25 protein-coding genes and 1 pseudogene are annotated in these 25,726 nt (G+C 72.0%); 12 read left to right on the forward strand and 14 right to left on the reverse strand.

Going from position 1 to position 25,726, the window contains the following annotated elements; translation table 11 throughout:
* From IE134_RS14275 to IE134_RS14285, 3 genes and pseudogenes are all read left to right on the forward strand, one after another.
* Positions 1-329 (forward strand): annotated as a pseudogene (locus tag IE134_RS14275) (choice-of-anchor A family protein); the annotation flags it as partial.
* A gap of 33 nt (positions 330-362) precedes the next feature.
* Entirely contained in the window at positions 363-722 is a 360-nt protein-coding gene (locus tag IE134_RS14280; protein WP_097887383.1) for a DUF952 domain-containing protein, read from the forward strand.
* On the forward strand, positions 719-1,600 hold the full coding sequence (locus IE134_RS14285) for an SDR family oxidoreductase (protein WP_030715471.1): 882 nt from the start codon (positions 719-721) through the stop codon (positions 1,598-1,600). Before IE134_RS14280 ends, IE134_RS14285 begins: the two co-directional genes overlap by 4 nt.
* 19 nt (positions 1,601-1,619) lie before the next feature.
* Here the strand turns inward: IE134_RS14285 and IE134_RS14290 are convergent, their stop codons facing one another.
* The 8 genes from IE134_RS14290 to IE134_RS14325 all read right to left on the reverse strand — a co-directional run bounded on the left by IE134_RS14290 (position 1,620) and on the right by IE134_RS14325 (position 10,389).
* On the reverse strand, positions 1,620-2,831 hold the full coding sequence (locus tag IE134_RS14290; RefSeq protein ID WP_030715468.1) for a DUF1266 domain-containing protein: 1,212 nt from the start codon (positions 2,829-2,831) through the stop codon (positions 1,620-1,622).
* Positions 2,828-4,015: a DUF1266 domain-containing protein gene (locus IE134_RS14295; RefSeq protein WP_189430693.1), complete on the reverse strand. Its 1,188-nt coding sequence runs from the start codon at positions 4,013-4,015 to the stop codon at positions 2,828-2,830. The genes IE134_RS14290 and IE134_RS14295 overlap by 4 nt, the downstream gene beginning before the upstream one ends.
* 43 nt (positions 4,016-4,058) lie before the next feature.
* Positions 4,059-4,733, reverse strand: coding sequence for a response regulator (locus tag IE134_RS14300; protein ID WP_030715461.1), 675 nt, complete (start codon positions 4,731-4,733; stop codon positions 4,059-4,061).
* The gene (locus tag IE134_RS14305) at positions 4,730-6,088 is read right to left on the reverse strand and encodes a sensor histidine kinase (protein WP_229823583.1); all 1,359 of its coding nucleotides are present in this window, start codon (positions 6,086-6,088) and stop codon (positions 4,730-4,732) included. Before IE134_RS14305 ends, IE134_RS14300 begins: the two co-directional genes overlap by 4 nt.
* A 28-nt stretch (positions 6,089-6,116) precedes the next feature.
* Positions 6,117-7,289, reverse strand: a complete 1,173-nt coding sequence (locus IE134_RS14310; protein ID WP_098896137.1) for an acyltransferase family protein — start codon at positions 7,287-7,289, stop codon at positions 6,117-6,119.
* Entirely contained in the window at positions 7,286-8,251 is a 966-nt protein-coding gene (locus tag IE134_RS14315) for an alpha/beta hydrolase (RefSeq protein WP_189430695.1), read from the reverse strand. Before IE134_RS14315 ends, IE134_RS14310 begins: the two co-directional genes overlap by 4 nt.
* 182 nt (positions 8,252-8,433) lie before the next feature.
* Positions 8,434-9,306 (reverse strand): alpha/beta fold hydrolase, encoded by an 873-nt coding sequence (locus tag IE134_RS14320; protein ID WP_030715451.1) that lies wholly within the window; start codon positions 9,304-9,306, stop codon positions 8,434-8,436.
* Positions 9,307-9,453: 147 nt separating this feature from the next.
* Positions 9,454-10,389: a helix-turn-helix domain-containing protein gene (locus IE134_RS14325; RefSeq protein ID WP_089116543.1), complete on the reverse strand. Its 936-nt coding sequence runs from the start codon at positions 10,387-10,389 to the stop codon at positions 9,454-9,456.
* Positions 10,390-10,525: 136 nt separating this feature from the next.
* Between IE134_RS14325 and IE134_RS14330 the strand changes: the two genes are divergently transcribed.
* Positions 10,526-11,569, forward strand: a complete 1,044-nt coding sequence (locus IE134_RS14330; protein ID WP_189430698.1) for a saccharopine dehydrogenase family protein — start codon at positions 10,526-10,528, stop codon at positions 11,567-11,569.
* 13 nt (positions 11,570-11,582) lie between these two features.
* On the opposite strand, the gene IE134_RS14335 is transcribed toward IE134_RS14330, so the two are convergent.
* The gene (locus IE134_RS14335) at positions 11,583-11,996 is read right to left on the reverse strand and encodes a MerR family transcriptional regulator (RefSeq protein WP_189430701.1); all 414 of its coding nucleotides are present in this window, start codon (positions 11,994-11,996) and stop codon (positions 11,583-11,585) included.
* A gap of 431 nt (positions 11,997-12,427) precedes the next feature.
* Between IE134_RS14335 and IE134_RS14340 the strand changes: the two genes are divergently transcribed.
* The gene (locus tag IE134_RS14340) at positions 12,428-13,918 is read left to right on the forward strand and encodes a SulP family inorganic anion transporter (RefSeq protein WP_098895572.1); all 1,491 of its coding nucleotides are present in this window, start codon (positions 12,428-12,430) and stop codon (positions 13,916-13,918) included.
* Between the two features lie 116 nt (positions 13,919-14,034).
* Positions 14,035-15,156 (forward strand): hypothetical protein, encoded by a 1,122-nt coding sequence (locus IE134_RS14345; protein WP_032768822.1) that lies wholly within the window; start codon positions 14,035-14,037, stop codon positions 15,154-15,156.
* A 124-nt stretch (positions 15,157-15,280) separates the two neighbouring features.
* On the opposite strand, the gene sodN is transcribed toward IE134_RS14345, so the two are convergent.
* The gene (gene sodN / locus IE134_RS14350) at positions 15,281-15,676 is read right to left on the reverse strand and encodes a superoxide dismutase, Ni (protein ID WP_003966342.1); all 396 of its coding nucleotides are present in this window, start codon (positions 15,674-15,676) and stop codon (positions 15,281-15,283) included.
* 121 nt (positions 15,677-15,797) lie between these two features.
* On the opposite strand from sodN, the gene sodX reads away from it, so the two are divergent.
* On the forward strand, positions 15,798-16,295 hold the full coding sequence (gene sodX / locus IE134_RS14355; protein ID WP_032768819.1) for a nickel-type superoxide dismutase maturation protease: 498 nt from the start codon (positions 15,798-15,800) through the stop codon (positions 16,293-16,295).
* Here the strand turns inward: sodX and IE134_RS14360 are convergent.
* Positions 16,208-16,828, reverse strand: a complete 621-nt coding sequence (locus IE134_RS14360) for a CGNR zinc finger domain-containing protein (protein WP_032783552.1) — start codon at positions 16,826-16,828, stop codon at positions 16,208-16,210. The two genes, sodX and IE134_RS14360, sit on opposite strands and share 88 nt — an antisense overlap.
* 100 nt (positions 16,829-16,928) lie before the next feature.
* On the opposite strand from IE134_RS14360, the gene IE134_RS14365 reads away from it, so the two are divergent.
* Positions 16,929-17,690, forward strand: coding sequence for a class I SAM-dependent methyltransferase (locus IE134_RS14365; protein ID WP_030715430.1), 762 nt, complete (start codon positions 16,929-16,931; stop codon positions 17,688-17,690).
* A 76-nt stretch (positions 17,691-17,766) separates the two neighbouring features.
* On the opposite strand, the gene IE134_RS14370 is transcribed toward IE134_RS14365, so the two are convergent.
* The 3 genes from IE134_RS14370 to IE134_RS14380 are packed head-to-tail and all read right to left on the reverse strand — an operon-like array spanning position 17,767 to position 20,487.
* Positions 17,767-18,531 (reverse strand): amino acid ABC transporter ATP-binding protein, encoded by a 765-nt coding sequence (locus tag IE134_RS14370; RefSeq protein ID WP_030715429.1) that lies wholly within the window; start codon positions 18,529-18,531, stop codon positions 17,767-17,769.
* The gene (locus IE134_RS14375; protein WP_030715426.1) at positions 18,528-19,496 is read right to left on the reverse strand and encodes an amino acid ABC transporter permease; all 969 of its coding nucleotides are present in this window, start codon (positions 19,494-19,496) and stop codon (positions 18,528-18,530) included. The genes IE134_RS14370 and IE134_RS14375 overlap by 4 nt, the downstream gene beginning before the upstream one ends.
* A 28-nt stretch (positions 19,497-19,524) precedes the next feature.
* Positions 19,525-20,487, reverse strand: coding sequence for an ABC transporter substrate-binding protein (locus tag IE134_RS14380; protein WP_030715416.1), 963 nt, complete (start codon positions 20,485-20,487; stop codon positions 19,525-19,527).
* A 523-nt stretch (positions 20,488-21,010) separates the two neighbouring features.
* Here IE134_RS14380 and IE134_RS14385 point away from each other — a divergent pair.
* The 4 genes from IE134_RS14385 to IE134_RS14400 all read left to right on the forward strand — a co-directional run bounded on the left by IE134_RS14385 (position 21,011) and on the right by IE134_RS14400 (position 25,696).
* Entirely contained in the window at positions 21,011-22,264 is a 1,254-nt protein-coding gene (locus tag IE134_RS14385) for an NAD(P)-dependent malic enzyme (protein ID WP_032783558.1), read from the forward strand.
* A gap of 424 nt (positions 22,265-22,688) precedes the next feature.
* Complete coding sequence (locus IE134_RS14390) at positions 22,689-23,657, forward strand: zinc-binding dehydrogenase (RefSeq protein ID WP_030715412.1); 969 nt, start codon at positions 22,689-22,691, stop codon at positions 23,655-23,657.
* A gap of 88 nt (positions 23,658-23,745) precedes the next feature.
* Positions 23,746-25,179, forward strand: coding sequence for a cellulase family glycosylhydrolase (locus IE134_RS14395; protein ID WP_098895574.1), 1,434 nt, complete (start codon positions 23,746-23,748; stop codon positions 25,177-25,179).
* Positions 25,157-25,696, forward strand: coding sequence for a GNAT family N-acetyltransferase (locus IE134_RS14400; RefSeq protein ID WP_030715407.1), 540 nt, complete (start codon positions 25,157-25,159; stop codon positions 25,694-25,696). Before IE134_RS14395 ends, IE134_RS14400 begins: the two co-directional genes overlap by 23 nt.
* Positions 25,697-25,726: the final 30 nt, after the last annotated feature.

The raw sequence follows: 25,726 nt of genomic DNA on the forward strand, positions 1-25,726 counted from the left end.
CCCCCACGGACCCCACCCCGACCCCCACCGACCCCACCCCGACCCCGACGGACCCCACCCCGACGCCCACGGACCCCACTCCGTCCCCGACGGAGCCGACGCCCACCCCCACCGACCCCACCGACCCCACCGCGACCCCCACCGACCCCACGCCGACCCCCACCCACCACTCGCCGCGCCCCACGCACTCGCCGAGTCACCCGGGTGAGCTGCCCGACACCGGCTCCCGGGGCGGCGAATGGATCATCGGGTCCATCGCGGCAGCGCTGGTGGCCGCCGGCGGTACGGTCCTCGTGGCCACGCGCAGGGCTCGTCGCCGCACCTACTGACCGGCACGCGGCCGTGCCCGTTAGCGTGGTTCGATGACCGAACCGCTGCTGCACCTCGCCGAAGCACCTCTGTGGGAGGCGGCCCGGGGGACAGGGACGTACGAGATGTCCACCCGCGGCCGCACCCTCCAGGAGGAGGGCTTCATCCACCTCTCGCTGCCCCGCCAACTCCCCGGTGTGGCCCGGATGCTGTACGGAGGCGACGACCGGGACCTCGTGGTCCTGGTCGTCGACCCCGCCCGCCTCGCCGACCCCGTCCGGTTCGAGGCGATGAAGCCCGGCGGCGAGGAGTTCCCGCACCTGTACGGACCGCTCCCCGTGAGCGCGGTCGTCCAGGTGCGGCCCCTTGACGACTGGTACCACGACCGACGAGAGGAAGACGAACCCCAGTGATCGGCCCCCTCACCGCGGTGACCGGAGCGAGCGGAGCGGTCGGCGGCCGGGTCGCCCGACGGCTGGCCCGGACCGGCGTCCCCGTACGGCTCCTCGGCCGCGACCCCGCCCGGCTGCCCGACGTGCCCGGCGCCGACCATGCGCCCGCCGCCCCCTACGGCGACGGGGAGGCCATGCGCCGGGCCCTCGACGGAGCCCACACCCTGTTTCTGGTCTCCGCCCACGAAAGCCCCCACCGGGTCCGTGAGCACACCACCGCGATCGACGCCGCCGTGGCCGTGGGGGTGGAGCGGATCGTGTACGTCTCTTTCCAAGGCGCCGCCCCCGACGCCACGTTCACCTTCGCCCGCGACCACTGGGACACCGAGGCCCACATCCGTACGGCCGAGATCCGCCACACCTTCCTGCGGGACAACTGGTACCTCGCGGGGCTGCCCGCGATGACCGGGACCGACGGCGTCCTGCGCGGACCCGGTGGCGACGGGCGGGTGGCGGCCGTCGCCCACGAGGACATCGCCGACGCGGCGGCGGCCGTGCTGCTGGACGAGGGCACGGACCACGACGACCGGGTCTACGACCTCACCGGACCCGAGGCGTTCACCCTCGCCGAGGCCGCCGACGAACTGAGCCGGGTCACCGGGCGGCCCGTCGTCTACGTCCCCGAGACCCGGGAGGAGGCCTACGCCTCCCGGGCCGGCTACGGGGCCGAGGACTGGGAGGTGGCCGGCTGGGTCACCTCGTACGAGGCCATCGCGCGCGGTGAACTGGCCGCCGTCTCCGACGCGGTGCCCACGCTCACCGGGCGCCCGGCGCAGAGCTTCGCCCAGTTCCTGGTGGAGAACCCGGACAGCTACCGCCATCTGCTCCCCGGCGGCTGACCGGCGGGCCCACCCCGGCTCACCGCCACGGGATGTGCTTCCACGGACTGCCCTCGCTCTCCGTCAGCAGACGGTGGGCGAGGACGTTCTGTTCGTAGAACGGCCCGTACTCCTCCTCGTCGAACCGCAGCACCCGCCCCAGCGCGTACCCCGCGGAGAACTCCTCCCACGAGCGGTGGGCCGACTTGCTCAGCGCCCCGGCGTACACGATCGCCGCCTCCGCGTCGGCCGGGCCGCAGAACCGCGCCGACAGCCCCCAGCGCGCCAGGTTCACCGCGCGCCCGTAGTCGTACGCGACCGTCGTGCGCACCCGGCCGTCCGGCGGCAGCAGCCCGTCCGCACGGAACCGGGCCTCGTAGCGCATGATCCGGCGCACCAGGTCCTCGATGCCCTTGACCGTGCTCGCTCCGGCCCCGAGGTCCTGGGCGTGCCCGGCGGCGGTCTCCCGCCACTGATCGGCCGAGGGCAGCTCGCCGATCGCCGCCGCCAGCTGCTCGCGGACGCGCAGCGCGAAGTCCGGTTCCGGCGGGCTGTTGGCCGCGTCCAGCAGGAAGTCCAGCTGCCGGCGCCACCCCTCGTGGTCGGTGATACCCCAGGAGTCGCGGAGCTGCTCGCGCTCGTCGACGTACTCGCGGTAGACGGTGCCGATCTCGTTCCACGGCACGGCGTTCCCGATCGCCAGGTGCACCCCGCAGGCCAGCCCGTACGCCAGCGGGCCGTGCAGCGCGCCGTGCCGCAGTGCGACGAGGCGGTTGGCGGAGGTCCGGTCGTTCTCCGCGTACGCCCGCTGCCACAGCGCCAGGTCGGGCGGGGCGGTGGGCAGCAGCAACTGACCCGGTGTTCCCACGTTCACGCCCAGCCACACCTGCGGATCACTCCAGCCGAACTCCGCGACCCACCGCAGCGAGACCCCGCGGAAGACCCAGTCCGGGTGCCAGGCGGGCAGCATGCCCCGGGTGAGGAGCGGCCGGCAGACGAAGCCCGCCGGGTCGATGTGCCGCCGCCACATCACGGTGTCCGGGTCGGCGTCCACCTCGGCGCGCGGGGCCGGGATGTACAGCTCGGTCCCGGCCAGCGCGGACAGCTGGCCGCGCACGTCGCCGCGCAGGGCGGCCTCGTGGAGGAGCTGTTCGGTCTCGGACGGCGGGATCCAGGGGGCGGGGGCCCAGAGTGCGGCGGCGGGCGCGCCCGGGGCCGGGGGAGCGGCGTGCGGGTCCGGGGTCGGGTTCATGAGGTTCCTGACCAGGGGAGGTTCCGGTAGGGGCTTGCAGGGTCCTGGGTCAGGGTGCGGTGCTCGGCGAGCGACTGCCGGTAGGTGGCCTCCGCCGCCTCCGGGCCGTCGTCCTCCGCGCGGTGGACCAGCCGGGCCATGAGGTAGCCGAGGGAGAAGTCCGGCCAGGAGGAGTAGGCGCTCCGCGCGAGTTCGCCGAGGTGCAGGACGTCCTGCTCGGCCTCGTACGGATCGGTGTACCGGGCGCCGAGCGCGAGCCGTACGACGTTGACCGCCCGGCCGAGATCGAAGGCGGCAAGGGTGTCGACGCGGCCGTCCGGGGCCAGCGCGCCGTCGGTCCGGAGCTTGTCCTCGTACAGGGTGATCCATCGCAACGACCGTTCCGCCAGCGCCCGGTCGTCGGCGTCCCGCGCGGTGAACGCCCGGCCCACCGCCTCGGCCCACTCCTCGCGCGTCGGCGTCCGCCCCGTCCTCGCGGCCAGGGTCTGCCGGGCGCGCAGGACGGCTTCCTGGACGCGCCCGACCAGCTGGTTCCTTTTCAGCGACGTGAGGCGGTCGCGGTACTCGGCGCGGTGCTGGATGCCCCACGGACGGCGCAGCCGGGCGCGGTCCGTCGCGTAGTTCTCGTAGGCGGCGCCGAGCCGGTTCCAGATCAGGCCGTTGGTGACGGCCAGATGGGCGCCGAGCGCCAGACCGTGGGGAAGCGGACCGTGCAGGGGCCCGCCGCTGTCGGTGAGCAGCATCCCCCGCTCGGGCCCGCCGAGGCGTTCGGCGGCCTTCAGCCAGGCCTTGAGGCGGCCCGGCCGGGCGTCGGCCATCGCCGCGTACGGGGTGCCGTGGTTCACCGCCAGCCGCCGCACGTCGTACGGCCAGGTCCGGGCCAGCTCGTCGAGACCCACCTCGCGGAAGACCCACTCGGGGTGCCAGGGCGGCAGCATGCCCTGGGTCAGGACCGGGACGCAGGTCCGCCGGGTGGCCTCGTCACGGATCGTGGGCAGCGGGGCCGTCCAGCCGGGGATGTCCGCGTGCAGCCGGGCGACGAGCACGTACAGCCGGGTGCGCGCGAGCAGCTCCACCACGGCCTCGGCGCTCCCGCCCGCGACCGCCGCGGACAGCGCGCGCTCGATCTCCGTGGGCGGCACCGAACCGACGCCTCCTGTTCCTGCCCCGTTCCCCGTCGTCACGGAGCCGATCCTACGAAACGGGCCCCGCGCCCGGCCCGGGTGGTCAGAGGCCCGCCGGGCGCACCAGCCCCGACTCGTACGCGAACACCGCCGCCTGGGTCCGGTCGCGGACTCCCAACTTGACCAGGATGCGGCCCACATGGGTCTTCACCGTCTGCTCGGCGACGATCAACTGCCGGGCGATCTCGGCGTTCGACAGGCCGCCCGCGATCAGCGTCAGCACCTCCGTCTCGCGCTCGGTCAGATCCCCGATCCGCTCCTTGAGCGGCGCGCGGGGCGCCCCGGCCGTCCGGGAGAACTCCACGATCAGCCGCTTGGTGATGTTGGGGGAGAGCAGCGCATCGCCCGCCGCCACCACCCTTACGGCGTGGGCCAGTTCATCGGCGGAGGCGTCCTTGAGCAGAAAGCCGGAGGCGCCCGCGCGCAGCGCCTCGTACACGTACTCGTCGAGATCGAAGGTGGTCAGGACGAGCACCTTCACCGTCGAGCCCTCGGGGGAGGTGATCCGCCGGGTCGCCTCGATGCCGCCCAGCTCGGGCATCCGGATGTCCATCAGGACGACGTCCGGGGCGAGTTCGGCGACCTTGTCGATCGCGTCGAGCCCGTTCACGGCCTGGCCGACGACCTCGATGTCCGGCTCGGCGTTGAGCAGGACCGAGAAGCCCTGGCGGACCATCATCTGGTCGTCGGCGATCACGGCACGGATGGGTGGAGTCATCGGGCTTCCTCGGTCGTCCGGGTTGTCTGCGTGCTGGTGGGGAGAATCGCGGTGACCTCCCAGCCGCCGTCGGGCGTGGGGCCGGTGGCCAGCTCGCCGCCGAGCATCGCGGCTCGCTCACGCATCCCGAGCAGACCGTGGCGTACGCCGGGGGAGGGGGCGGCCGCGTGGTCGGGCGCGGAGTTGACGACCCGGACGGTCAGCCCGGTGGGCCGGTGGCCGATCACCACCTCGGCGCTCGCCCCGGGCGCGTGGCGCATCACGTTGCTCAGGGACTCCTGCACGATGCGGTACGCGGACAACTCGACGCCCGGCGGGAGGGGGCGGGGTTCGCCGGTGGTGGAGCGGGTGACGGCGAGCCCGGCGGAACGCACGGTGGCGACCAGCTCGCCGAGCCGGTCGAGACCGGGCTGCGGGGCATGCCGCGTACTCTGCGCGGGCGCGTCCTCCGAGCGCAGGACGCCCAGCACCCGGCGCAGTTCGGCGAGGGCTTCGAGCGCGTTCTCGCGGATGCCGGTCAGATTCTCCCGCAGCTCGTCGGTGGGGTTCTCCACCAAGTGCGGGGCGACCTGCGCCTGGATGGAGATCACCGACATGTGATGGGCGACCACGTCGTGCAGCTCCCGGGCGATCCGGTTGCGCTCCTCCAGCAGGGTGCGCCGCGCCCGCTCCTCGGCCGTCAACTCGGCCTGGACGACGAGGTCCTTACGGGCGAGGCGCAGGCTGCGCAGCGCGGTGCCGAGCACGATCGCGGTGGCGAACACGAGCGCGGACGCGGCGAGGCCCACATGAGGCAGCGACGGCGTACGCAGGGCCAGGAACAGCGACAGCGCCATCGACAGCGCCAGCGCGGTCACCGCCCGGCGAGGCCGCACGCGCAGCGCCAGCAGGAACAAGGCACCGCCCAGCAACCCCACCCCCGCGAAGGGGGTGGGGTACAGGACCTGAGGAGTCAGGGGGACCATGCTGACCAGCGGGTACGGGAGTTCTGACGGCGCGCCCGCCACGATGACCAGCATCGCCACCGCCGTCAGACCGGTCGCCGCCCACCACGCCCCCACCGGTCGGACCATCCCGGCCACCAGAGCCGCGGCCTGGGCGACGGCCACCAGCACCGCCAGGCCGCTGACCTCGGCCCCGTGCGGGGTGAGTTCGACGGTACGGATCACCATGGCGCCGATCGCGGCGAACACCAGCGCCACCAGGAACACCGGCCGCCACACCGGCGCGCCGGGCTCACCCATACGCGGCACCCGGTCCGCGGGCGCCGCCCACAACTCCTCGTACAGCGCACGTGGCGCACGGCGCACCGCCGCCCGCAGGCGCTCCGCTCTCGATGGCGTCACGGCCCCCACCGCCCCCTCGGCTCCGTTCGCGCTCAGACTAGGCACGTCGCGCCCATCCCTTCCGCTCGGGGGCGGATTCCCGTACGACGAGGGAGCCCCCGCCGCCGCGCCGCCCGCCCTGCTCGTAACTCCGGAACACCGCCCAGCACCCCAGCAGCGCCAGGGCGAACACCGGCAGCCAGAGCAACCGGGCGACCACCCAGCCGGGCCCCTCGGGCACGGTGTGCAGCCCCGGCAGCGGGCCGTCCGCGAGCAGCAGCGTGCTCGTCGTCACGACGATCATCGCGGTCTGGTGCCAGAGGAACACGGTCATCGCCGCCAGGTTCACCACCGCCACCACCGCCCACGCTGCGGGCCTGCGCAGCACCCGCCGCAGCGGTCCGAGCAGCAGCAGCGCCGCCCCGCACTGGGCCAGGCCGAAGGTGACGGCGGCCAGGCTCGGCGGGTCCAGATTCGACATCCGGCCGCCCGGAACGCCGACCATGGAGGCCGGATAGCCGGCCCACAGCACGAGGGCGGCGGCCGCCGTCGCCCCGCCGAGCAGCAGTGCCCAGCGGCTCGTCCGGCCGCGCAGCCCGCCCCGGGCGACCAGCGCCCCCAGGCAGTAGGGCACCAGCCACCCCGCGACCACGTTGACCCACCCCAGCTCGCGCGGGCCGTCAAGCCCCAGGCGTACGAGGTCGACGTGCAGCACCACCACGAGCGGCCACAGCGGGTGCAGCCGCGCCACCAGCGGAGTCAGCGCGGTCAGCGCGGCGAAGACCAGCAGAAACCACAGCGGGGACCAGACCAGCTTGCCCAGCGCCCGGACGGTCGACTCGCCCACCCCGGCCGCCAGCATCGCCGCCGCCGCGAGCGTCCACACCACCAGCACCACCGCCACCGGCCGGAACAGCCGTGCCAGACGGCCGCCCACCCACCGCCCGTACGGCACACCCCGCTTGCGCGCCGCGTCCCAACTCCGGGCCGCCACCATCCCGCCCACCAGGAAGAACACCGCGAGCGTCTGGAAGACCCAGGAGACGGGGGTGAGATGGGGCATGGCGGTCAGCGGGCTCGCCCCGCGCACCGTGCCGCTGTCGGCGACCAGCGCGGTCACCAGCCAGTGCCCGCCCAGCACGCCCAGGATCGCCAGGGCGCGCAGGGCGTCGACGGCCCGGTCGCGGCCGGGCGGGGTGGCGGCCTCGATCCGCGCGACGAGCCCGGTCATCGGGAGGCCCCCGGCGGTTCGGCCCCGGCCACGATCTGGGCGAGGTTCGTCAAGGAACGCGAACCGGGCAGCAGATAGTCGCTGTGGCCGCCGTCGCCCGCGTCGAACACCTCGGCCCCGAACCGGGCCGCCACCGGATCCGTCCCGAACCCCACCGTGGCGACGAACGGCACCCGCACCCGGACATGGGGCACCCGGGCGATCCAGTCGTCACCGCCCCGGCCCGCCCAGACCCGCGCACCGGTGCGCAGCGCGGCCACGCTCTCGGCTCCGACTCCGGGGCTGCCGTACAGCACGAGGGCGTCGGCCGCCGTCCCGGAGGCGGACCGGGCGCAGATCACCGAACCGTACGAGTGGCAGAGCAGGCTGATCCGGGCGGCGGGCCGCACCGCGCGCACCTCGTCCACCAGGGCGCGCAGCCCCGGCGCGGCCTCGTCGGCGCGCCCGGTCGTCAGGGCGGCCGGGCTGACGGTGGCGGGCGAGCGGTAGCCCAGCCAGGCGAGGACGGCCGTGCCCCCACCCAACTCCTCGCGCAGGGCCGTCGCGTCGCGCCGGAGCCGCCCGTACGCGTCCAGACCGACACCGGCCCCCGGCACCAGAACCGCGACCCGCCGAGCCGAGGACAGCTCGCCCACGACCTCCACGCTCCGGCCGCCGTCCCGCCCGTCGAAGGACAGGAACTGCCGCCCGGGCGCTGCCATCGCCCGCAGCGAGGCCGCCCGCGTCCGGTCCCCGTGCGCGTCCGCCGCCCGTCCGGCCGCCCGGATGTCCCGCCGGCTGACCGCGTACCGCTCCGCCAGCGCCGCCGGGCTCGCGTCCCGCAGCGGCCCGAGCGCGGTCGGGGCGGGGGCGGGCACGGCGTCGGGCCGGGCCGCGCCGGACACCGGCACGGCCACCGCGAAGGTGACGAGGGCGGCGAGCAGGGTGCGGCGCAGACGGGGTCTGCGCGGGCGGTCCGCCATGGGGTGAGGTCCTTCCGTACCAGGGGCAATGCGTGCTTCCGGTACAGAAGTTATGAACGGGAGCCGGTAGTCGGCGTCCCGCTGGGGAGTGCACCTGCGGGGTGGCTCTCAGGTATGACGCGGGGTAGGGGGCACGGCGTCATCTCAGGGTCGTACGCCTGGGGGAAAGAGGTGGTGTGCCGTCAGCTCCGGCCCGTGTGCTCCAGGATCGCGGCGGCGAGCGGGGCGTGGACCTCGCGGGGCAGGGCGTGCCCCATGCCGGGGATCTCGACGAGCCGGGCGCCGCGGATGACCTGGGCGAGGTGCTCGGCGTGCGGGGCGGGCGCGACCGGCTCGGCGGGCGCCGAGGTGATCATCGTGGGCACGTCGGTGGCGGCGAGCTGCTCGGTGCGCTCCATACCGGAGTAGTCGGCGCGGGCGTGCGCGGTCCCGGCGTGGTGGTGGCCGGTGTGCGCGATGATCCGGCGCTCCAGCTCGCGGGCGTACGCGGTGTCGAACGGGATCAGGTCGCCGCCGAGCACCCGCCAGTGTTCGACGCGCCGCTCCAGCTCCGCCTCCGGGCCCCGGTCCTCGGCGGGCCGCGACCACAGCTCCATCAGCTCCGGGGAGACGCCGGGCAGCTCCTCCGGCGGGACGCGGCGGCCGTCCGGCGCGACGTACGGAGTGGAGCTGAGCGCGTTCGTCCCGATGACGGTGGCGCTGAGCAGCCGCTCGGGGTGGTCGGCGACGAGCAACTGCGTGAGCATGCCGCCCATCGACATCCCCACCACGTGCGCGCGCTCCACGCCGAACGCGTCCAGCACGGCGACGGCGTCCTCGGCCAACGCGGTGAGCGGATACGGCTGTTCGTCGAAGGTTGCGGTGGAGCGGCCGGTGTCCCGATGGTCGTACCGGATCACCCGGTGCCGTTCGGCCAGCAGCTCGACCAACTCGTCGGGCCAGCCGAGCCCGGACGCCTGCGCACCCATGACCAGGAGCAGGACGGGCGCGTCCGGAGCACCGCGCTCCTCGGCCCAGAGGCGGACGCCGAGGGCGGCATCGACGAAGCGTTCCATGGTGGACCTCACTGTTCGACGATGAATGCTTAGACGAGACGTATCGTCTCGCCATGTCTGTGCAGAGTAGCCCATCATCGGCCCCAGGGCCAGTGGCAAGGGTGAGGGCAAGGGGGACTGGTGGACCGGACGGATTCGGCGGGTGCCTCAGGACCGGAAGGTGCGGCGGTAGGCGTCCGGCGGGACGCCGACGCTGCGCTGGAAGTGGCGGCGCAGGGTGGTGGCCGTGCCCATGCCGGCGGCGGCGGCGACGGTGTCCACCCCGGCGTCGGTCGTCTCCAGCAACTCCTGGGCGTGACGGATGCGTTGGGCGTGCAGCCACTGCAGGGGAGTGGTGCCGGTCAGGTGCTTGAAATGGCGGGCGAGGTGGCGCGAGCTCATCCCCGCCCGGCGGGCCAGGTCCTCCACGGTGAGCGGCTGGTCCAGCCGCTCCAGCACCCACGGGAAGAGATCGCTCAGCGGATGACCGCCCGGCGCGGGGACGGGGGTGGTGATGAACTGGGCCTGGCCGCCGTCGCGGTGCGGCGGGACGACCAGGCGCCGGGCGATCCTGTTGGCGATCGCCGAGCCGTGGTCGAGCCGGACCAGGTGCAGGCACAGGTCCATGGCGGCGGCCTTGCCCGCGGATGTGAGCACATCGCCGTTGTCCACGTAGAGGACGTCCGGGTCGACGGTGGCTGCCGGGTGGCGCCGGGCCAGCTCCCGGGTGTGGCCCCAGTGGGTGGTGGCGCGCCTCCCGTCGAGCAGCCCCGCCGCACCCAGGACGAAGGCGCCCGTGCACAGGGACGCCACCCGTGCGCCCGCCGTGTGGGCCGCGCGCACCGCCTCGACCAGTTCGGCGGGCGGTTCGCGGTCGGTGTCGGCCCAGCCGGGGACGATCACCGTGTCGGCGCGCGTGAGGTGGTCGAGCCCGTGGTCGGGTTCCAGGCGGAAGCGGTCGACCCGCACCGGGCCGCTCCCGCAGAGGGCGAAGTCGTACCAGGGGTCCACGATGTGGGCCAGGTCGGCCCCGAACACCTCCACGGCCACGGACAGTTCGTAGTGGAGGATCCCGTCGGCGACGGCCAGGGCGACAGAGGGCATGTCGGAAACTGTACGGGGCCTGTCGTTTCCGACGCTCGCGCGTGAGGCGGCCCGCGACCAGGATGAGTGGTGTCGAGCCGCGGCGGCCCACCACCGGGGCGGGTCTCGGAGCAGGGCAACAGCGAGGGGGAGTCCCATGGGTTCGGGTCAGCAGGTGGCGGTGTTCGGGGCGTACGGTCACACGGGCCGGTTCGTGGTGGCGGAGCTGGCCGCACGTGGATACGTCCCGGTGCCGTCCGGGCGCAACCCGCAGGCCTTGGAGAAGCTGGCCCTCGACCACGGCTGGACGGCCCGGGTGGCGTCGGCCGACGATCCGGCCTCGCTGGACCGGGTCCTGGCTGGCGTGGTGGCGGTCATCAACTGCGCCGGTCCTTTCGCCTCGACCACCGGCCCCGTGATCGAGGCCGCGCTCCGCGCGAAGATCCCCTACCTGGACGTGGCCGCCGAGCTGGAGGCCAACCTCGACACCTTCGGCCAGTACCGCGAAAGGGCTCTGGGGGAGGGGGCGGTCATCGTTCCGGCCATGGCCTTCTTCGGCGGGCTCGGTGATCTGCTGGTCACGGCGGCGATGGGCGACTGGACCGAGGCCGACGAGGCCCACATCGCCTACGCGCTCAGCAGTTGGCACCCCACCGCCGGAACCCGATTGTCGGGCGCGGTCTCCCGCGAGCGGCGCGGAGACCACCGCCTCCGCTACCGGGGCGGGAAGTGGGAGCGCCGCACCGACGCCGCGCCCGCCCTGGAGTGGACGTTCCCCGAACCGGTGGGCCGTCGGCCGGTGATCGGGGAGTTCACGATGGCGGACGTCGTCACGGTCCCCCAGCACCTCGTGATTCCCGATGTGACCACGTACATGAGCGCCGAGGCCGCCCGTGACGTCGTCTCACCCGACACGCAGGCCCCCGCCGCCGCGGACGAGAGCGGCCGCTCGGACCAGACCTTCCTCGTCGACGCCGTTGTCCGCCGCGGCGACACCGAACGCCGGGCCACCGCGAGCGGCCAGGACATCTACGCCGTCACCGCACCCCTGGTCGCCGAGGCCCTCGACCGCGTCCTCACCGGCCGGACCAGGTCGCTCGGCGTCGTCCCCGCCGGCGGGATCTTCGACGCTCCTGACTTCCTGCGGGCACTGGAGCCGCACATCGCTCTCGACCTGCACCCGGGCAAGGCCGGCGCCTGACCTGCGTCGACTGTCAGGCTCGATCGGTGTGAGCATCCCGTTCCAGGCGGGCGCGCAGGGTGCCCTCGAAGTCTTCGGCGCGGGAGAGCTGCACGCGGAGCTTCTCGACCTGAGCGGCGGCTTCCCGCTGGTAGGTGCGGACGCGTTCCAGGAGGGCTTCGCGCTCGTCGGCACGGAGGGGAGTGTCGGCGTCGAGGCGATCGGTGGCGTCGAGCAGGTCGCGCATCTGGTCCAGGGTGAAGCCGAGCGGCTTCATGCGGCGGATGACCATGAGGCGGGCGACGTCGGTCTCGGTGTAGAGGCGGAAGCCGCCCCGGGAGCGGGCGGAGGGGGCGACGAGGCCGGTCTCCTCGTAGTGGCGGATGGTGCGCAGAGAGAGTTCGGTCCGTGCGGCGACCTCGCCGATCTGCATGTGCTTGCCGTCCACGTCCGTGACCCCTGGCCCTTCTCCTTCGTCGGCGGCCTCGGCCGGGTGGGCGACGCCGCCGATCTCTACCCTAACGTTAGGGTAGAGTTGTTGGTGGTGAGGGCCGCATTCCGCAGCCCCGCCCTTGCCGTGTCGGGGTCGATGGTGGCCCCGGCGAAGTACCGATTCTTGCAGGAGAGAAGCGTGCGCGAGTCCATGACGCATGGTGCCGCCGCCTGCCCGCCGTGACGCTTCGTCTTCGGACGTGACCCTGGCCGTGTCGGCGGCTGTTCCCGGCACCGTCCCCATTCGCCTTCCGGCGCCGTATGTCGCGGCGCCGCCCGCGGGGTCCCGGCCTGGCTTCTCCGCTCCCTCCCGCATGTCCCGGCCCGCCGAACGGGGCGTGCCCGAGTACGACAGGTTCCGCTCCCTTGTCTTCTGCCGCCCCCGCTGTGTCCCCGGCCGCCCGCCTGCGCGGCCTGAAGCCCGACTGGATCTCCGACCCGAAGGTCTGGCGTACGGAGGTCCTGGCCGGCCTGGTCGTCGCCCTCGCGCTGATCCCCGAGGCCATCTCGTTCTCGATCATCGCGGGCGTGGATCCGGCGATCGGCCTGTTCGCCTCCTTCACCATGGCCGTCGTCATCTCGGTCGTCGGGGGCCGCCGGGCGATGATCTCCGCCGCCACCGGCGCCGTCGCCCTGGTGATCGCACCGCTGAACCGGGAGCACGGCTTCGGCTACCTCGTCGCCGCGGTTGTCCTCGCCGGCGTCTTCCAGGTCGTTCTGGGCGCGCTGGGCGTGGCGAGACTGATGCGGTTCATCCCGCGCTCGGTGATGGTCGGTTTCGTCAACTCCCTCGCCGTCCTGATCTTCATGGCCCAGGTCCCGGAGATGCGCGATGTCCCCTGGGCCGTCTATCCACTGATCGCCGCCGGTCTGGCGCTCATGGTGTTCTTCCCGAAGGCCACCACGGTGATTCCGGCGCCGCTGGTCTCCATCGTCATCCTCACCGTGATCACCGTCGGCGCGGCCATCGCGGTGCCGACCGTGGGCGACAAGGGTGAACTGCCGTCCTCCCTGCCCGTGCCGGGCCTGCCGGACGTTCCGCTCACGCTCGACACGCTGACGACGATCGCCCCGTACGCGTTCGCGATGGCGCTGGTCGGCCTGATGGAGTCGCTGATGACGGCCAAGCTGGTCGACGACATCACCGACACCCACTCCGACAAGACGCGCGAGTCCATCGGTCAGGGCGTCGCCAACATCGTCACCGGCTTCTTCGGCGGCATGGGCGGCTGCGCCATGATCGGCCAGACGATGATCAACGTGAAGGTGTCCGGCGCCCGCACCCGGCTCTCGACCTTCCTCGCCGGGGCGTTCCTGATGGTGCTGTGCATCGCTTTCGGCCCGGTCGTCTCCGACATCCCCATGGCTGCCCTGGTCGCCGTCATGATCATGGTGTCGTTCGCGACCTTCGACTGGCACTCCATCGCCCCGAAGACCCTCCGGCGCATGCCGGCGGGTGAGATCGCCGTCATGGTCATCACCGTCGCCGCGGTCGTCACCACCCACAACCTCGCCGTCGGCGTCGTCCTGGGTTCCGTCACGGCCATGGTCATCTTCGCCAAGCGGGTCGCCCACCTCGCCGAGGTGACCGCCGTCGTCGATCCCGACGGCCGGACGGTGGTCTACCGGGTCACCGGCGAGCTGTTCTTCGCCTCCTCCAACGACCTGGTGGGCCGGTTCGACTACGCCACCGACCCGGACAAGGTGGTCATCGACCTGAGTTCGACGCACATCTGGGACGCCTCCTCCGTCGCCGCCCTCGACGCGATCGAGACGAAGTACGCCCGGCGCGGCAAGACCGTGGAGATCATCGGGCTCAACACCCCGAGCGCCCACCTGCACGGCAAGCTCAGCGGCGAACTGACCGCCGGTCACTGACCGGCCTCACGGCCCAGTCACCAGGACCCCGGCCCCACCCGCCCGGCGAGGAGTAAACACGTTGGCCGGCCGTCGGTGAGCTGCGAGGATGCGTCTGTTTCCCGGACGGAGGATGTTTGTTCGTTTTCGTGTGTGCCGGATGCGGCGCCGAGTTGACCACCCCGCTGTCCCAGGTCGCCCTGCCGGTCCACGCCCACCAGTCGTACGGGAACGGGGTCCAGCTTCCGGCGCTCATGAGGGCAGGGACGTTCGCCGCGGACCCGGAGCCCTGGGGCGGGCCGTGGCGGATGTGGGACGAGATCCGACCGGGCGAGGCGGAGGCGCGCGGAATCCACGCACCCGTCCGCGCCTTGTCCGACGCCGCACCCGGGGCCGTCGTCATCGCGCCCGGTGATGTGCGGGGAACCCGGCTGATTCCCGAGAAGCGCGGCGATTCCTGCTGCGGCCTGGACGGAGCCGACGGGCCCAACATGGCCTGCGAGGCATGCGATGCGCCCGTGGCGACCCGCGTCGACGACTGCTCGCTCTGGCAGGCGGTTTGGCTCGGCTCGGCTGCCGTGCACCGCGTCCCCGTCGACGGCAGCCACCCCGCGCCCCTCTCGTGGAGCGAGTTGGCGGAGACGGAGGAGGCGACGCCCCTGTTCGAACCGATCGCCACGTGGGACGGCCGGTGGGGGACGAGCCACTACTGGTCGTGGAGCCCGCGGTGGGAGGCGGCGGCCGGACACGCGCTCGCGCATCTGCTGGTGGCCTCCGAGGGGCAGCCGGTGAAGGCCCCCGACGGTGTGGCAACGGAGGTGTTCCAACGAGCGCTCGACGCCCTGTTGCCCGCTGGTGCCCCGACGCGGCGTGCCGCCCTGGCCGGACCGGAACTGCCTTCGCCCGATGCCGACGCCGACATCCTCCTCGTACCCATCCATCCCCGGACGGGCCGGACCTGGACCCCGGAGGGCCCGACCGCCTCGGCCTACCTGGTGCCCCTGCCGCTGGGGGTGTGGCTGACACTGGTCTCGCCCCCGCCGTACCTGCCGGTTCCGGCATCGGGCCGCATGCCGCGCGACGAACTCCGCGACGACCCGCTCCCCTTGCTTCCCCACTCTCCGTTCTGGGCCGACCGGCGAACGTTCGAGCGCACCTTGGTCCGGCTGCCGGCCGTGCGCAGTCCATGGCTGCGCACGATCCTCGAGAACCTTGACCACGACACCTCGCCTGACCTCGTGCAGGCGGTTGCCCGCTGAACAGGGCCAGGAAGCACCGCACCCGGCCCGCCATGGCCGCCGTGTTCGGCGGCCTGCGGACCGGGTGCGGGTAGCTGAAGCGGCCTGACCGGCGGAATCGAAGGTCAGGCCGCGCAGCCGTGGATCAGGCCTTCTTGGTCTCCCAGAAGATCCGGTCGACCTCGGCGATCAGGTCCAGCGCCTTCTGGCCCGTCTTCGGGTCGTTCGAGCCCTTGGCCGCGGAGAGCGCCTTCAGGGTGTCGTTGATGAGCTGGTGCAGCTCCGGGTACTTCTCGAAGTGCGGGGGCTTGAAGTAGTCGCTCCAGAGCACCGAGACGTGGTGCTTCGCGAGCTCGGCGCGCTGCTCCTTGATCAGGACGGCGCGGGTGCGGAAGTCCGCGTCCTCGTTGGCCTGGTACTTCTCCTGGACGGCCTTGACCGACTCGGCCTCGATGCGGGCCTGGGCCGGGTCGTACACGCCGCAGGGCAGGTCGCAGTGGGCGCTGACCTTCACCTTGGGGGCAAACAGGCGGGAAAGCATGGAGCTGTCCTCCTCGTGATCGTCTTCTCAGGTGGGACATTACTCCGTGGAGCGCCGCTTTCCGTGGCTGCCCCAGGGGCTTAGGTCAAAAGTCCGGTGTGAGAATCGGGCCGTCGGCCGAATGTACGGGGCGGTCGGCGGAAGGGTGTCCTACGGGACGGTGCAGGAGGAGGAACGGGCGGTGGCGCAGATGCCGGAGCGGCGACGGGTGTCCGGGGGCGGGCGGGTGACGCGGCGTCCGTTGCGCGTGGTGGAGGTGACGGGCCCTTCGATGGTGCCCACGCTCTACCACGGCGATCTGCTGCTCGTGCAGTACGGTTTGCCCGTCCGCCCCGGTGACGTGGTCATCCTGCGGCACCCCTTCCAGCAGGACCTGCTGGTGGTCAAACGGGCCGTCGAGCGGCGGCCCGGCGGCTGGTGGGTGCGGGGCGACAACACCTTCGCGGGCGGGGACAGCACGGATTACGGGGTCGTGCCCGAGGAACTCGTGCTGGCCCGGGTGCGGGCCCGCTACCGGCCCCTGGCGAAGGGTCAGCGGTCGGTGACGGCGGTGCTGGGCTGGGCGGCCTCCGCGCTGCGGCCGGTGCGTTCGGCCTCCTCGCGCTTGCGGGCCCGGTAGGCGGCCACGTTCGCGCGCGTCGCGCAGCGGTCCGAGCAGTAGCGCCTGGACCGGTTGGTGGAGGTGTCCAGGTACGCGTTGCGGCAGGGGGCCGCCTCGCACAGGCCGAGCCGGTCCACACCGTGCCCGGTGAGATGGAAGGCCAGGCCCATCGCCGCGATGGCCGCGTAGCCCGCGGTCGCGTTCGACGGGTGGTCCGCCAGGTGCATGTGCCAGTCGGGCCTGCCGTCCTCGTCCCGGAAGTCGTGCCCCGAGATCTGCGGGCTCACCGGGAACTCCAGCAGCAGCGAGTTCAGCAGGTCGACCGCGAGCGTCTCCTCGCCGCCGTCCGCCGCCTCGAAGACCGCGCGCAGCCGGGCCCGTACGGAACGGAACCGGGTCACGTCCGCCTCCGTCGCCCGCCGTGCCGCCTGCTGGCTGCCGCCGAACAGCTCCCGGACCGCCTCGACGGAGGTGAGCGTGTCCTTGTTGCGGGCCGGCTCCTCGGTGTTGACCAGGCGCACGGCGTAGTCCGAGTAAGAGGCCAGTTCCACTTGTAGTCCTTACGGCGTCGGGCTAGAGTCTGGGCGTCGACCAGTGTAATGGTCGATCTAGGTTGATGGGTATTACAGCGGGCTTGATGCGGAGGTTGGCGTGACGGAGACGGCTACGGGCACCGACTGGCAGTCCTGGCAGGAGAGCTGGGACCGGCAGCAGGAGTGGTACATGCCCGACCGCGAGGAGCGGTTCCGGGTGATGCTGGACATGGTCGAGGCGGTCGTCGGACCGGAACCGAGGATCCTCGACCTCGCGTGCGGTACGGGAAGTATTACGGACCGGCTCCTCAAGCGGTTCCCGAACGCCACGAGTACCGGCGTCGATCTCGACCCCGCGCTGCTCACCATCGCCCGCGGCACCTTCGACGGCGACGACCGGGTCACCTTCGTCACCGCCGACCTCAAGGACCCGGACTGGACCACCCGGCTGCCCCACACCTCGTACGACGCGGTCCTCACCGCCACCGCCCTGCACTGGCTGCACAGCGAGCCGCTGGCCGTCCTGTACGGGCAGCTCGGCGGGCTCGTCCGGGACGGCGGGGTCTTCATGAACGCCGACCGCACCATCGACCCGGCCACCCCGCGGATCAACGCCGCCGAGCGCGCCCACCGGCACGCCGCGATGGACCGCGCCAAGGCCGCGGGCGCCCTGGACTGGGCGGAGTGGTGGGCCGTCGCCGCCAAGGACCCCGTCCTCGCCGCACCCACCGCCGAGCGGTTCGCGATCTACGGCGAGCACGCGGACGGCGACATGCCCTCCGCCGACTGGCACGCCCGCACCCTCCTCGCCTCCGGTTTCGGTGAGGCCCGAGCGGTCTGGGCGTCCCCCTCGGACAGCCTCGTCCTCGCGGTGAAGTAGGGCGCGCAAGCCAGAAAGAGGGCGGTACGGACCCGTGTCCGTACCGCCCTCTTCCGTATCGGCTGTCAGTCCGCCGCTACAGCACCTTCGACAGGAACGACTTCGTCCGGTCGTGCTGCGGGTTGGTCAGCACCTCGCGAGGGTGGCCCGACTCGACCACCACGCCGTCGTCCATGAAGACCAGCGCGTCGCCCACCTCGCGGGCGAAGCCCATCTCGTGGGTGACGACGATCATCGTCATCCCGTCCTCGGCCAGGCCCCGCATGACGTCCAGCACGTCGCCGACCAGCTCCGGGTCGAGCGCGGAGGTCGGCTCGTCGAAGAGCATCAGCTTCGGCTCCATCGCCAGCGCGCGGGCGATGGCGACGCGCTGCTGCTGGCCGCCGGAGAGCTGCGAGGGGTAGTTCTTCGCCTTGTCGGCGAGGCCCACCCGGTCCAGCAGCTTCTCGGCGCGGGCCCGGGCCACGGCCTTGGCCTCGCCCTTGACCTGGATCGGCGCCTCCATGACGTTCTCCAGCGCCGTCATGTGCGGGAACAGGTTGAAGCGCTGGAAGACCATGCCGATGTCACGGCGCTGGAGGGCGACCTCGCTGTCCTTCAGCTCGTAGAGCTTGTCGCCCTTCTGCCGGTAGCCGACCAGCTCGCCGTCGACCGAGAGCCGGCCGGCGTTGATCTTCTCCAGGTGGTTGATGCACCGCAGGAAGGTCGACTTGCCGGAGCCGGACGGGCCGATCAGGCAGAACACCTCACGCGGGGCGACCTCCAGGTCGATGCCCTTGAGGATGTGGGCGGCGCCGAAGGACTTGTGGACGCCCTCGGCCTTCACCATGGGGGTGGTCATGCGGAGACACCTCCGGAGGGCCGGTTGCTGAACGCGGCGAGGTTGACCTTGACGCGCTGCAGCGGCGTGAGCGGTAGCGAACGCAGCGAGCCGCGGGCGTAGCGGCGCTCCAGGTAGTACTGGCCGACGCTGAACACGCTGGTCATCACGATGTACCAGATGGACGCGACGAACAGCATCTCCATCACCGCGTACGAGGTGGAGCCGATCTGCGAGGTGGAGCGGAGCAGTTCGTTGTACGTCACCGCGTAGACGAGCGACGAGGTCTTCAGCATGTTGATGAACTCGTTGCCGGTCGGCGGGATGATCACCCGCAGCGCCTGCGGCAGGACCACGCGGCGCATGGTCTTCGCCTGCGTCATGCCCAGCGCGTGCGAGGCCTCGGTCTGGCCCTCGTCGACCGACTGGATGCCCGCGCGGCAGATCTCCGCCATGTAGGCGGCCTCGTTCAGCGCGAGGCCCAGCAGGGCGCACATGAACGGGGTCATGACGTCCGTCATCTCGTCCTTGTAGATGAACGGGATGTTCAGGACCGGGAAGATCAGCGCCAGGTTGAACCAGAGCAGCAGCTGTACGTAGACCGGGGTGCCCCGGAAGAACCAGATGTACAGCCAGGCCACCCAGCTGGTGACCGGGTTCTTCGACAGCCGCATCACGGCGAGCACGACGCCGAGGATCACGCCGAGCACCATCGCGAGGACGCTGATCAGCAGGGTGCGGCCCGCACCGGCGACGACGTTGCTGTCGAACAGCTTGTCGCCGACGGCCTGCCACTGGATGTTGCCCTGCGAGAAGGCGTACCCCAGGGCGACGAGGAGGCCGATGACCACGACGCCGCTGATCCAACGGCCGACATGGCGGACGGGAATGGCCTTGATGTTCTCCGGGGCCGTGGTGGCGGCCTTGGAGACGGACACCTGGCCGGCCGGTGAGGCGGCGGGTGTCTTGTCGAACTTGTCAGTCATCGTGACTGCCCTTCGGTGAAGCGTCCGGTCACTTGCCGCCGTTGACGGCGGCCTTGTCGATCGCTCCCGTACCGGCGCCCCACTTGTCGAGCACCTTCTGGTACGAACCGTCGGCGATGATCGCGTCGACGGCCTCCTTCAGGGCGTCCCGGAGACCGGTGTTGCCCTTCTTGACGGCGATGCCGAACGGGCCGGCGTCGACCTGCTCGCCCACGACCTCGAACGCGTTGCCGCCGTCGGCCTTGCGGGCCAGGTCGACCGCGACCGGGTAGTCGTTGACGCCGGCGACCGCACCGCCGGACTTCACGCGGGTCTGGGCCTCGGTGTCGTTCTCGAAGGGCTCGATCGTGATGGCCTTCTCGCCGCCGTCCGTACAGGCCTTCGACTGCTTCTTGAGGGCCTCCTCGTACGTGGTGCCGCGCTGTACCGCCGCGCGCTTCCCGCACAGGTCCTCGATGGACTTGATGTTCTGCGGGTTGCCCTTCTTGGTGTACACGGCCGTGCCCGCGAGGAAGTAGTCGACGAAGTCGACGCCCGGACCCAGCTTCTTGCCGGCGTCGTCCAGGCCCTCCTGACGCTGCTTGTTGTCCGTGATCGACGACATCGCGATGTCGTGGCGGCCGGAGTTCAGGGCGGTGATGAGGCCGTCGAAGGAACCCGAGGTGAACTCGAACTTCACGCCGAGCTGCTTGCCGAGCGCGTCGGCCAGATCGGGGTCGACACCCACGATCTTCCCGTTCTCCACGGACTCCATCGGGGCGTATTCGGCATTCGTGCCGACCTTGATCACACCGGACTTCTGGTACTTCTCCGGCAGCTTCGAGAAGAGCGGAGCGCCGCTCTTGGTCTCCTTGCCGCTGCCGCTCTCCTGGGAGGCGCTGTCGGTCTGGTCGCCACAGGCGGTGAGGAGCAGCGTGCCGGCGACCGCGATGGCGCCGACCGCCGCGATCCGGGCCCTGGCGGTCGTACGACGCGTGGTGCTTGCGGTCATGTCGGGATCCTCCGGCAGGTGAGGGTGAGGTGCTGGTGGGGCGGCTTGGCACGCACCTTCGAGTGTCGCCACCTCGTGTGAACGGCATCCTGCCATTTGGACTGGCCCATTCAGGGGTCCTGCCATGTCAAAATCGGATAACGGGCGACCCCCGAACATCAACGGCCGGTACCTCGGGACCGGACCTTCTGTGGGGATTCATTCCTCAGGCCGGAGAATCTTCGGCACGTCTTGACTGGTGGACGGCATTTATACCGGTTTGCCGACTTGTCCAGATATTCGACTATGAGTCACGTCACCGCGTCGATATGGACTCGTCCGTAACACCGTTCGTCCGGTAAGAAAGACGTTTACACCCCTCATCCGGGGCTCAGGGCGCGTGTGCGGCGCGCCCGCGCGTATGTACCTCTCCCTGCCAGGGCGGGCCAACCGCTCGGTGCGGGGCACGTACGCGGTGCCCGCCCACCCCTCCTCAACCAGGAGTGGCCACCCTCAAACGATGAAGACTTAAGGGGTCAACACCATGGCAGCGGAGATCGTCAATCCTCGCAGCGACAGCACCATCGACAGCGCCACCGACCGTGGCATCGAGCGCACGAGCGCGGCGGACACGGGGGCCGACGAGCCCTTCGATCCGGCCTTCGCCCTCCACCGGGGCGGGAAGATGGCCGTGCAGTCCACCGTCCCGATCCGGGACAAGGACGACCTTTCCCTGGCGTACACGCCCGGTGTGGCGAAAGTGTGCAGCGCCATCGCCGACAACCCCGAGCTCGTCCACGACTACACCTGGAAGTCCCAGGTCGTGGCCGTCGTGACGGACGGCACCGCCGTGCTCGGCCTCGGCGACATCGGGCCCGAGGCGTCCCTCCCCGTGATGGAGGGCAAGGCCATCCTCTTCAAGCAGTTCGGCGGCGTCGACGCGGTGCCGATCGCGCTCGCGACCACCGACGCCGACGAGATCGTCGACACCGTCGTCCGGCTCGCCCCCTCCTTCGGCGGGGTCAACCTGGAGGACATCTCGGCGCCCCGCTGCTTCGAGATCGAGCGCAAGCTCCAGGAGCGGCTGGACATCCCGGTCTTCCACGACGACCAGCACGGCACCGCGGTCGTCACGCTGGCCGCCCTGCGCAACGCCGCGAAGCTCTCCGGGCGGACGCTCGGCGATCTGCGCGGCGTCATCTCCGGCGCGGGCGCGGCGGGCGTGGCGATCGCCAAGTTCCTGCTGGAGGCGGGGATCGGCGACATCGCGGTGGCCGACCGCAAGGGCATCGTCAGCCGCGACCGCGAGGACCTCACCGAGGTCAAGCGCGAGCTGGCGGAGCTGACGAACCGGGCGGGCCTGTCCGGCTCGCTGGAGCAGGCGCTCGCCGGCGCGGACGTCTTCATCGGCGTCTCCGGCGGTACGGTCCCGGAGGCGGCGGTGGCCTCGATGGCGCCCGGCGCGTACGTCTTCGCGATGGCCAACCCGAATCCGGAGGTCCACCCGGAGGTCGCGCACAAGTACGCGGCCGTGGTGGCGACCGGGCGGTCCGACTTCCCGAACCAGATCAACAACGTGCTGGCGTTCCCGGGGATCTTCGCGGGTGCGCTGCAGGTGCGGGCCTCGCGGATCACGGAGGGCATGAAGATCGCCGCGGCGAACGCGTTGGCCGACGTGGTCGGCGATGAGCTGGCGGCGGATTACGTGATCCCGTCCCCGTTCGACGAGCGGGTGGCGCCGGCGGTCACTGCTGCGGTGGCCGCGGCGGCGCGGGCTGAGGGTGTGGCTCGACGCTGAGGCTGTTGCCGAGCGGCGCGTGATGGGCGGGGCCTGTACTTGTACGGGCCCCGCCCGTGCGTTTCCGCCCTGCGGTGATCGAGGCGCCCCTTTTCTGCCCCTGCGGCGATTGAGGCCTGCACCACTGAGCCCCTCCGGCGATTGAGGGGGGTGCCCTAACCACCAGCCCCTGCGGCGATTGAGCAGCGGGGGTCTGGGGGCGGAGCCCCCCGGGGCGCTGCCCCGGACCCCGCTCCTCAAACGCCGGAGGGGCTGAGTTGGCGCGGCTCAATCGCCGCGGGAGCTGGTGGGTGCGGGCCCGCCGGGCAGGAGCTGGTGGGCGCGGGCCCCGTCGGCCAAGCACTGGGCGCGGGCCCACCCCGGTTGGTGTGCGTCACACGCGGAGGCGGTTACGTGCGCGCCCCGCCCCGCCTATCGTCGACCCATGTTCGCCGCCTACGCAGCCCGCATCGACCCCGACCAGCCCCTCGCCGGCCTGGAGCTGGGCGATCGCCCGGCCCCCGAGGCGCGTCCCGGGTGGAGCACCGTCACCGTCCGGGCCGCCTCCCTCAACCACCACGACCTCTGGTCCCTGCGCGGCGTCGGCCTGTCGCAGGACCGGCTGCCGATGATCCTCGGCTGCGACGCGGCCGGCGTCGACCAGGACGGCAACGAGGTCGTCCTGCACTCCGTCATCGGGCAGTCCGGGCACGGCGTCGGGCCCAACGAGCCGCGCTCCATCCTCACCGAGCGCTACCAGGGCACCTTCGCCGAGCAGGTCACCGTCCCCACCTGGAACGTCCTGCCCAAGCCGAAGGAACTCAGCTTCGCCGAGGCCGCCTGCCTGCCGACCGCCTGGCTCACCGCGTACCGGATGCTGTTCACCAACGCCGGGGTGCGGCCCGGGGATTCCGTGCTCGTCCAGGGCGCCGGCGGCGGGGTCGCCACCGCCGCGATCGTGCTCGGGAAGGCCGCCGGGCTGCGGGTCTTCGCCACCAGCCGGGACAAGGCCAAGCGCGAGCGGGCGGTCGAACTCGGCGCGCTGGAGGCGTACGAGCCCGGCGCCCGGCTTCCGCAGCGCGTGGACGCCGTCATCGAGACCGTGGGGGCCGCCACCTGGTCCCACTCCGTGAAGTCGCTGCGCCCCGGCGGCACCCTCGTCATCTCCGGGGCCACCAGCGGCGACCGGCCCACGCACGCCGAACTGACCCGGATCTTCTTCCTGGAGCTGAAGGTCGTCGGCTCCACCATGGGGTCCAAGGACGAGCTGGAGGACCTGCTTGCGTTCTGCGCCACCACCGGGGTGCGCCCGGTCATCGACGAGGTGCTGCCGCTCGACCGGGCCCGGGAGGGATTCCAGCGGCTCGAGTCCGGCGACCTGTTCGGGAAGATCGTCCTCACGCCGACCTCCTAGATCCGCCAGGAACTCCTCCGCTCCGCATACTTGAACAAGTCTCATCTTTGCTGATGGGATGCCGCCCATGCGAATGGGCAGAGCACTCATGGCACTTGTCGTCGCGTCCGTGCTCGCGGCGGGGGCCCTCGCCCCCGCCGCCTCGGCGCGCCCCGCACCCGTCTCCCCCTCCCCGCCCCCGACCTCGTCCTCGTACGACCGCGCCATCCCGCCCCTCACCGACGACCGCGGGCGCACCCTCACCTTGCGCGGCTGGAACGTCGAGGACAAGGCGAACCGCGGCGAGGACGCCCTCAGCGCCATCACCGAACGGCACTTCCGCGACCTGAGGGCCAACGGCTTCAACTTCGCCCGGCTGCTGGTCTTCTGGGACGACCTGGAGCCCCGGCGCGGCCAGTACAGCGCGCGCTACCTCCACAAGATCGAACGCATCCTGGACTGGGCCCGCAAGCACCGCGTCCACGTCCTCATCGACGCGCACCAGGACGTCTTCGGGCCCGCGTTCGGCCACCGCGGTATCCCGGAATGGGCCACCAGGACCGACGGGCTGCCGTTCACGCCGAACCCCGACGACTGGTTCTCGGAGTATTTCCAGCCCGCCGTCCAGCGGGCCTTCACCCACCTCTACGAGGACCCCGACCTCCAGCGCGCCCAGGCCGCCATGTGGCAGGTCCTCGCCGACCGTTTCGGCCGCCACCCCGCCGTCATCGGCTACGACCTGATCAACGAGCCCATGGGGGAGCTGCGGGAGGGCGAGGACCTGCCGACCGCCGCCCGCCGCATCGAGGCCGAGCACCTCACACCCATGTACAACCGGCTCGCCCGCGCCGTCCGCACGAAGGACCGCGACACCTGGATCTTCGTCGAGCCGACCCCCATCGTCGGGGAGGGTGTCCCGACCGGGCTGGGGCGCATCAAGGACAACCGGACCGTCTACGCCCCGCACTTCTACAACACCGCCATGGAGGCGGGCGCCGACTACGACCCGGACGCCGGCTGGATCGAGGCGTACGAGGCCGCCGTCACCGCCTATCCGGCCCGCCACCGTATGCCCGTCGTCGTGGGGGAGTGGGGGCCGCTGAACAACGCCCTCCCCAACATGGGCCGCTTCTACCGCGAGGCCGTCGCCTCCCTGAACCGCTACAGCTCCGGCTGGGCGGGGTACGTCTGGTGCTACGGCGGCGGCTACTGCGCGGTCGACGAGCGCGGCCGCTTCCGTACGAACAAGGAGCAGACCGCCACCCCGTACGCCCCGGCCGTCGCGGGAACCGTCCGCTCCGACACGTACGACGCGGGCACCCGCACCTACCGCCTCGCCTACCGGGCCGCCGCCCGGCCCGGGGTGACGGAGCTGTCCCTGCCGCCCGCGTCCCGGGGCTGGCGTGTCACCGTCACCGGACCCGCCCATGTCCTTGGCGCCTCGTCGCGCGGTGCATGGCCGGTCGTCCTCGCGCGGCCCGGGGGTGAGGTGGTCGTGACCGTGCGGGAAGCTGGGCCGTATGGACGAACTGACCACCCCTGAAGGGTTTCTGCTGCGCCCCTGGCTGCCCGACGACGCCTCGGCGGTGCTCCGCGCCTTCGCCCCGGCCGAGATGGACCGCCAGGCGGACCGGCCCGTGGACGACCGGTCCGGGGCGCTGGCCTGGATCGCCGAACGCGCGCGCGAGCGAGGGGCGCGCACCGGCTACTCCTGGGCCGTCGTGGGGGAGGAGGGCGAGGCGCTCGGCTGTGTGGCGCTGAACGTCGTCAACCGGGCACACGACAGCGGCTGGGTCTCCTACTGGACCACCGAATCCGCCCGCGGCCGGGGCGTTGCCCCGGCCGGCGTGCGGGCCCTCACGCGCTGGGCCTTCGACGAGCTCGGGCTGTACCGGCTGGAGCTGGGCCACCGCACCGACAACGTCGCCTCCTGCCGGGTCGCGACCCGGTCCGGATTCGCGTCCGAGGGCATCGAGCGGGCCAAGCTGCGGTACGGCAAGGTCCGGTACGACGTCGAGCGGCACGCGCGCCTCGCCGACGATGATGTCAACTTTGATTGACGGGCGATGCGTGTCAATGTAAGTTGACAT

It is taken from the genome of Streptomyces rubiginosohelvolus, from assembly GCF_014649875.1.
Classification (GTDB): Bacteria; Actinomycetota; Actinomycetes; order Streptomycetales; family Streptomycetaceae; genus Streptomyces; species Streptomyces rubiginosohelvolus.

What these genes read in the sequence shown, in the direction of transcription:
- IE134_RS14280 (WP_097887383.1), top strand. Translation starts at nt 363, where the DNA reads ATGACCGAACCGCTGCTGCACCTCGCCGAAGCACCTCTGTGGGAGGCG.
- IE134_RS14290 (WP_030715468.1), bottom strand. Translation starts at nt 2,831, where the DNA reads ATGAACCCGACCCCGGACCCGCACGCCGCTCCCCCGGCCCCGGGCGCG.
- IE134_RS14300 (WP_030715461.1), bottom strand. Translation starts at nt 4,733, where the DNA reads ATGACTCCACCCATCCGTGCCGTGATCGCCGACGACCAGATGATGGTC.
- IE134_RS14310 (WP_098896137.1), bottom strand. Translation starts at nt 7,289, where the DNA reads ATGACCGGGCTCGTCGCGCGGATCGAGGCCGCCACCCCGCCCGGCCGC.
- IE134_RS14315 (WP_189430695.1), bottom strand. Translation starts at nt 8,251, where the DNA reads ATGGCGGACCGCCCGCGCAGACCCCGTCTGCGCCGCACCCTGCTCGCC.
- IE134_RS14320 (WP_030715451.1), bottom strand. Translation starts at nt 9,306, where the DNA reads ATGGAACGCTTCGTCGATGCCGCCCTCGGCGTCCGCCTCTGGGCCGAG.
- IE134_RS14325 (WP_089116543.1), bottom strand. Translation starts at nt 10,389, where the DNA reads ATGCCCTCTGTCGCCCTGGCCGTCGCCGACGGGATCCTCCACTACGAA.
- IE134_RS14330 (WP_189430698.1), top strand. Translation starts at nt 10,526, where the DNA reads ATGGGTTCGGGTCAGCAGGTGGCGGTGTTCGGGGCGTACGGTCACACG.
- sodN (WP_003966342.1), bottom strand. Translation starts at nt 15,676, where the DNA reads ATGCTTTCCCGCCTGTTTGCCCCCAAGGTGAAGGTCAGCGCCCACTGC.
- sodX (WP_032768819.1), top strand. Translation starts at nt 15,798, where the DNA reads ATGTACGGGGCGGTCGGCGGAAGGGTGTCCTACGGGACGGTGCAGGAG.
- IE134_RS14370 (WP_030715429.1), bottom strand. Translation starts at nt 18,531, where the DNA reads ATGACCACCCCCATGGTGAAGGCCGAGGGCGTCCACAAGTCCTTCGGC.
- IE134_RS14375 (WP_030715426.1), bottom strand. Translation starts at nt 19,496, where the DNA reads ATGACTGACAAGTTCGACAAGACACCCGCCGCCTCACCGGCCGGCCAG.
- IE134_RS14380 (WP_030715416.1), bottom strand. Translation starts at nt 20,487, where the DNA reads ATGACCGCAAGCACCACGCGTCGTACGACCGCCAGGGCCCGGATCGCG.
- IE134_RS14385 (WP_032783558.1), top strand. Translation starts at nt 21,011, where the DNA reads ATGGCAGCGGAGATCGTCAATCCTCGCAGCGACAGCACCATCGACAGC.
- IE134_RS14390 (WP_030715412.1), top strand. Translation starts at nt 22,689, where the DNA reads ATGTTCGCCGCCTACGCAGCCCGCATCGACCCCGACCAGCCCCTCGCC.
- IE134_RS14395 (WP_098895574.1), top strand. Translation starts at nt 23,746, where the DNA reads ATGGCACTTGTCGTCGCGTCCGTGCTCGCGGCGGGGGCCCTCGCCCCC.
- IE134_RS14400 (WP_030715407.1), top strand. Translation starts at nt 25,157, where the DNA reads ATGGACGAACTGACCACCCCTGAAGGGTTTCTGCTGCGCCCCTGGCTG.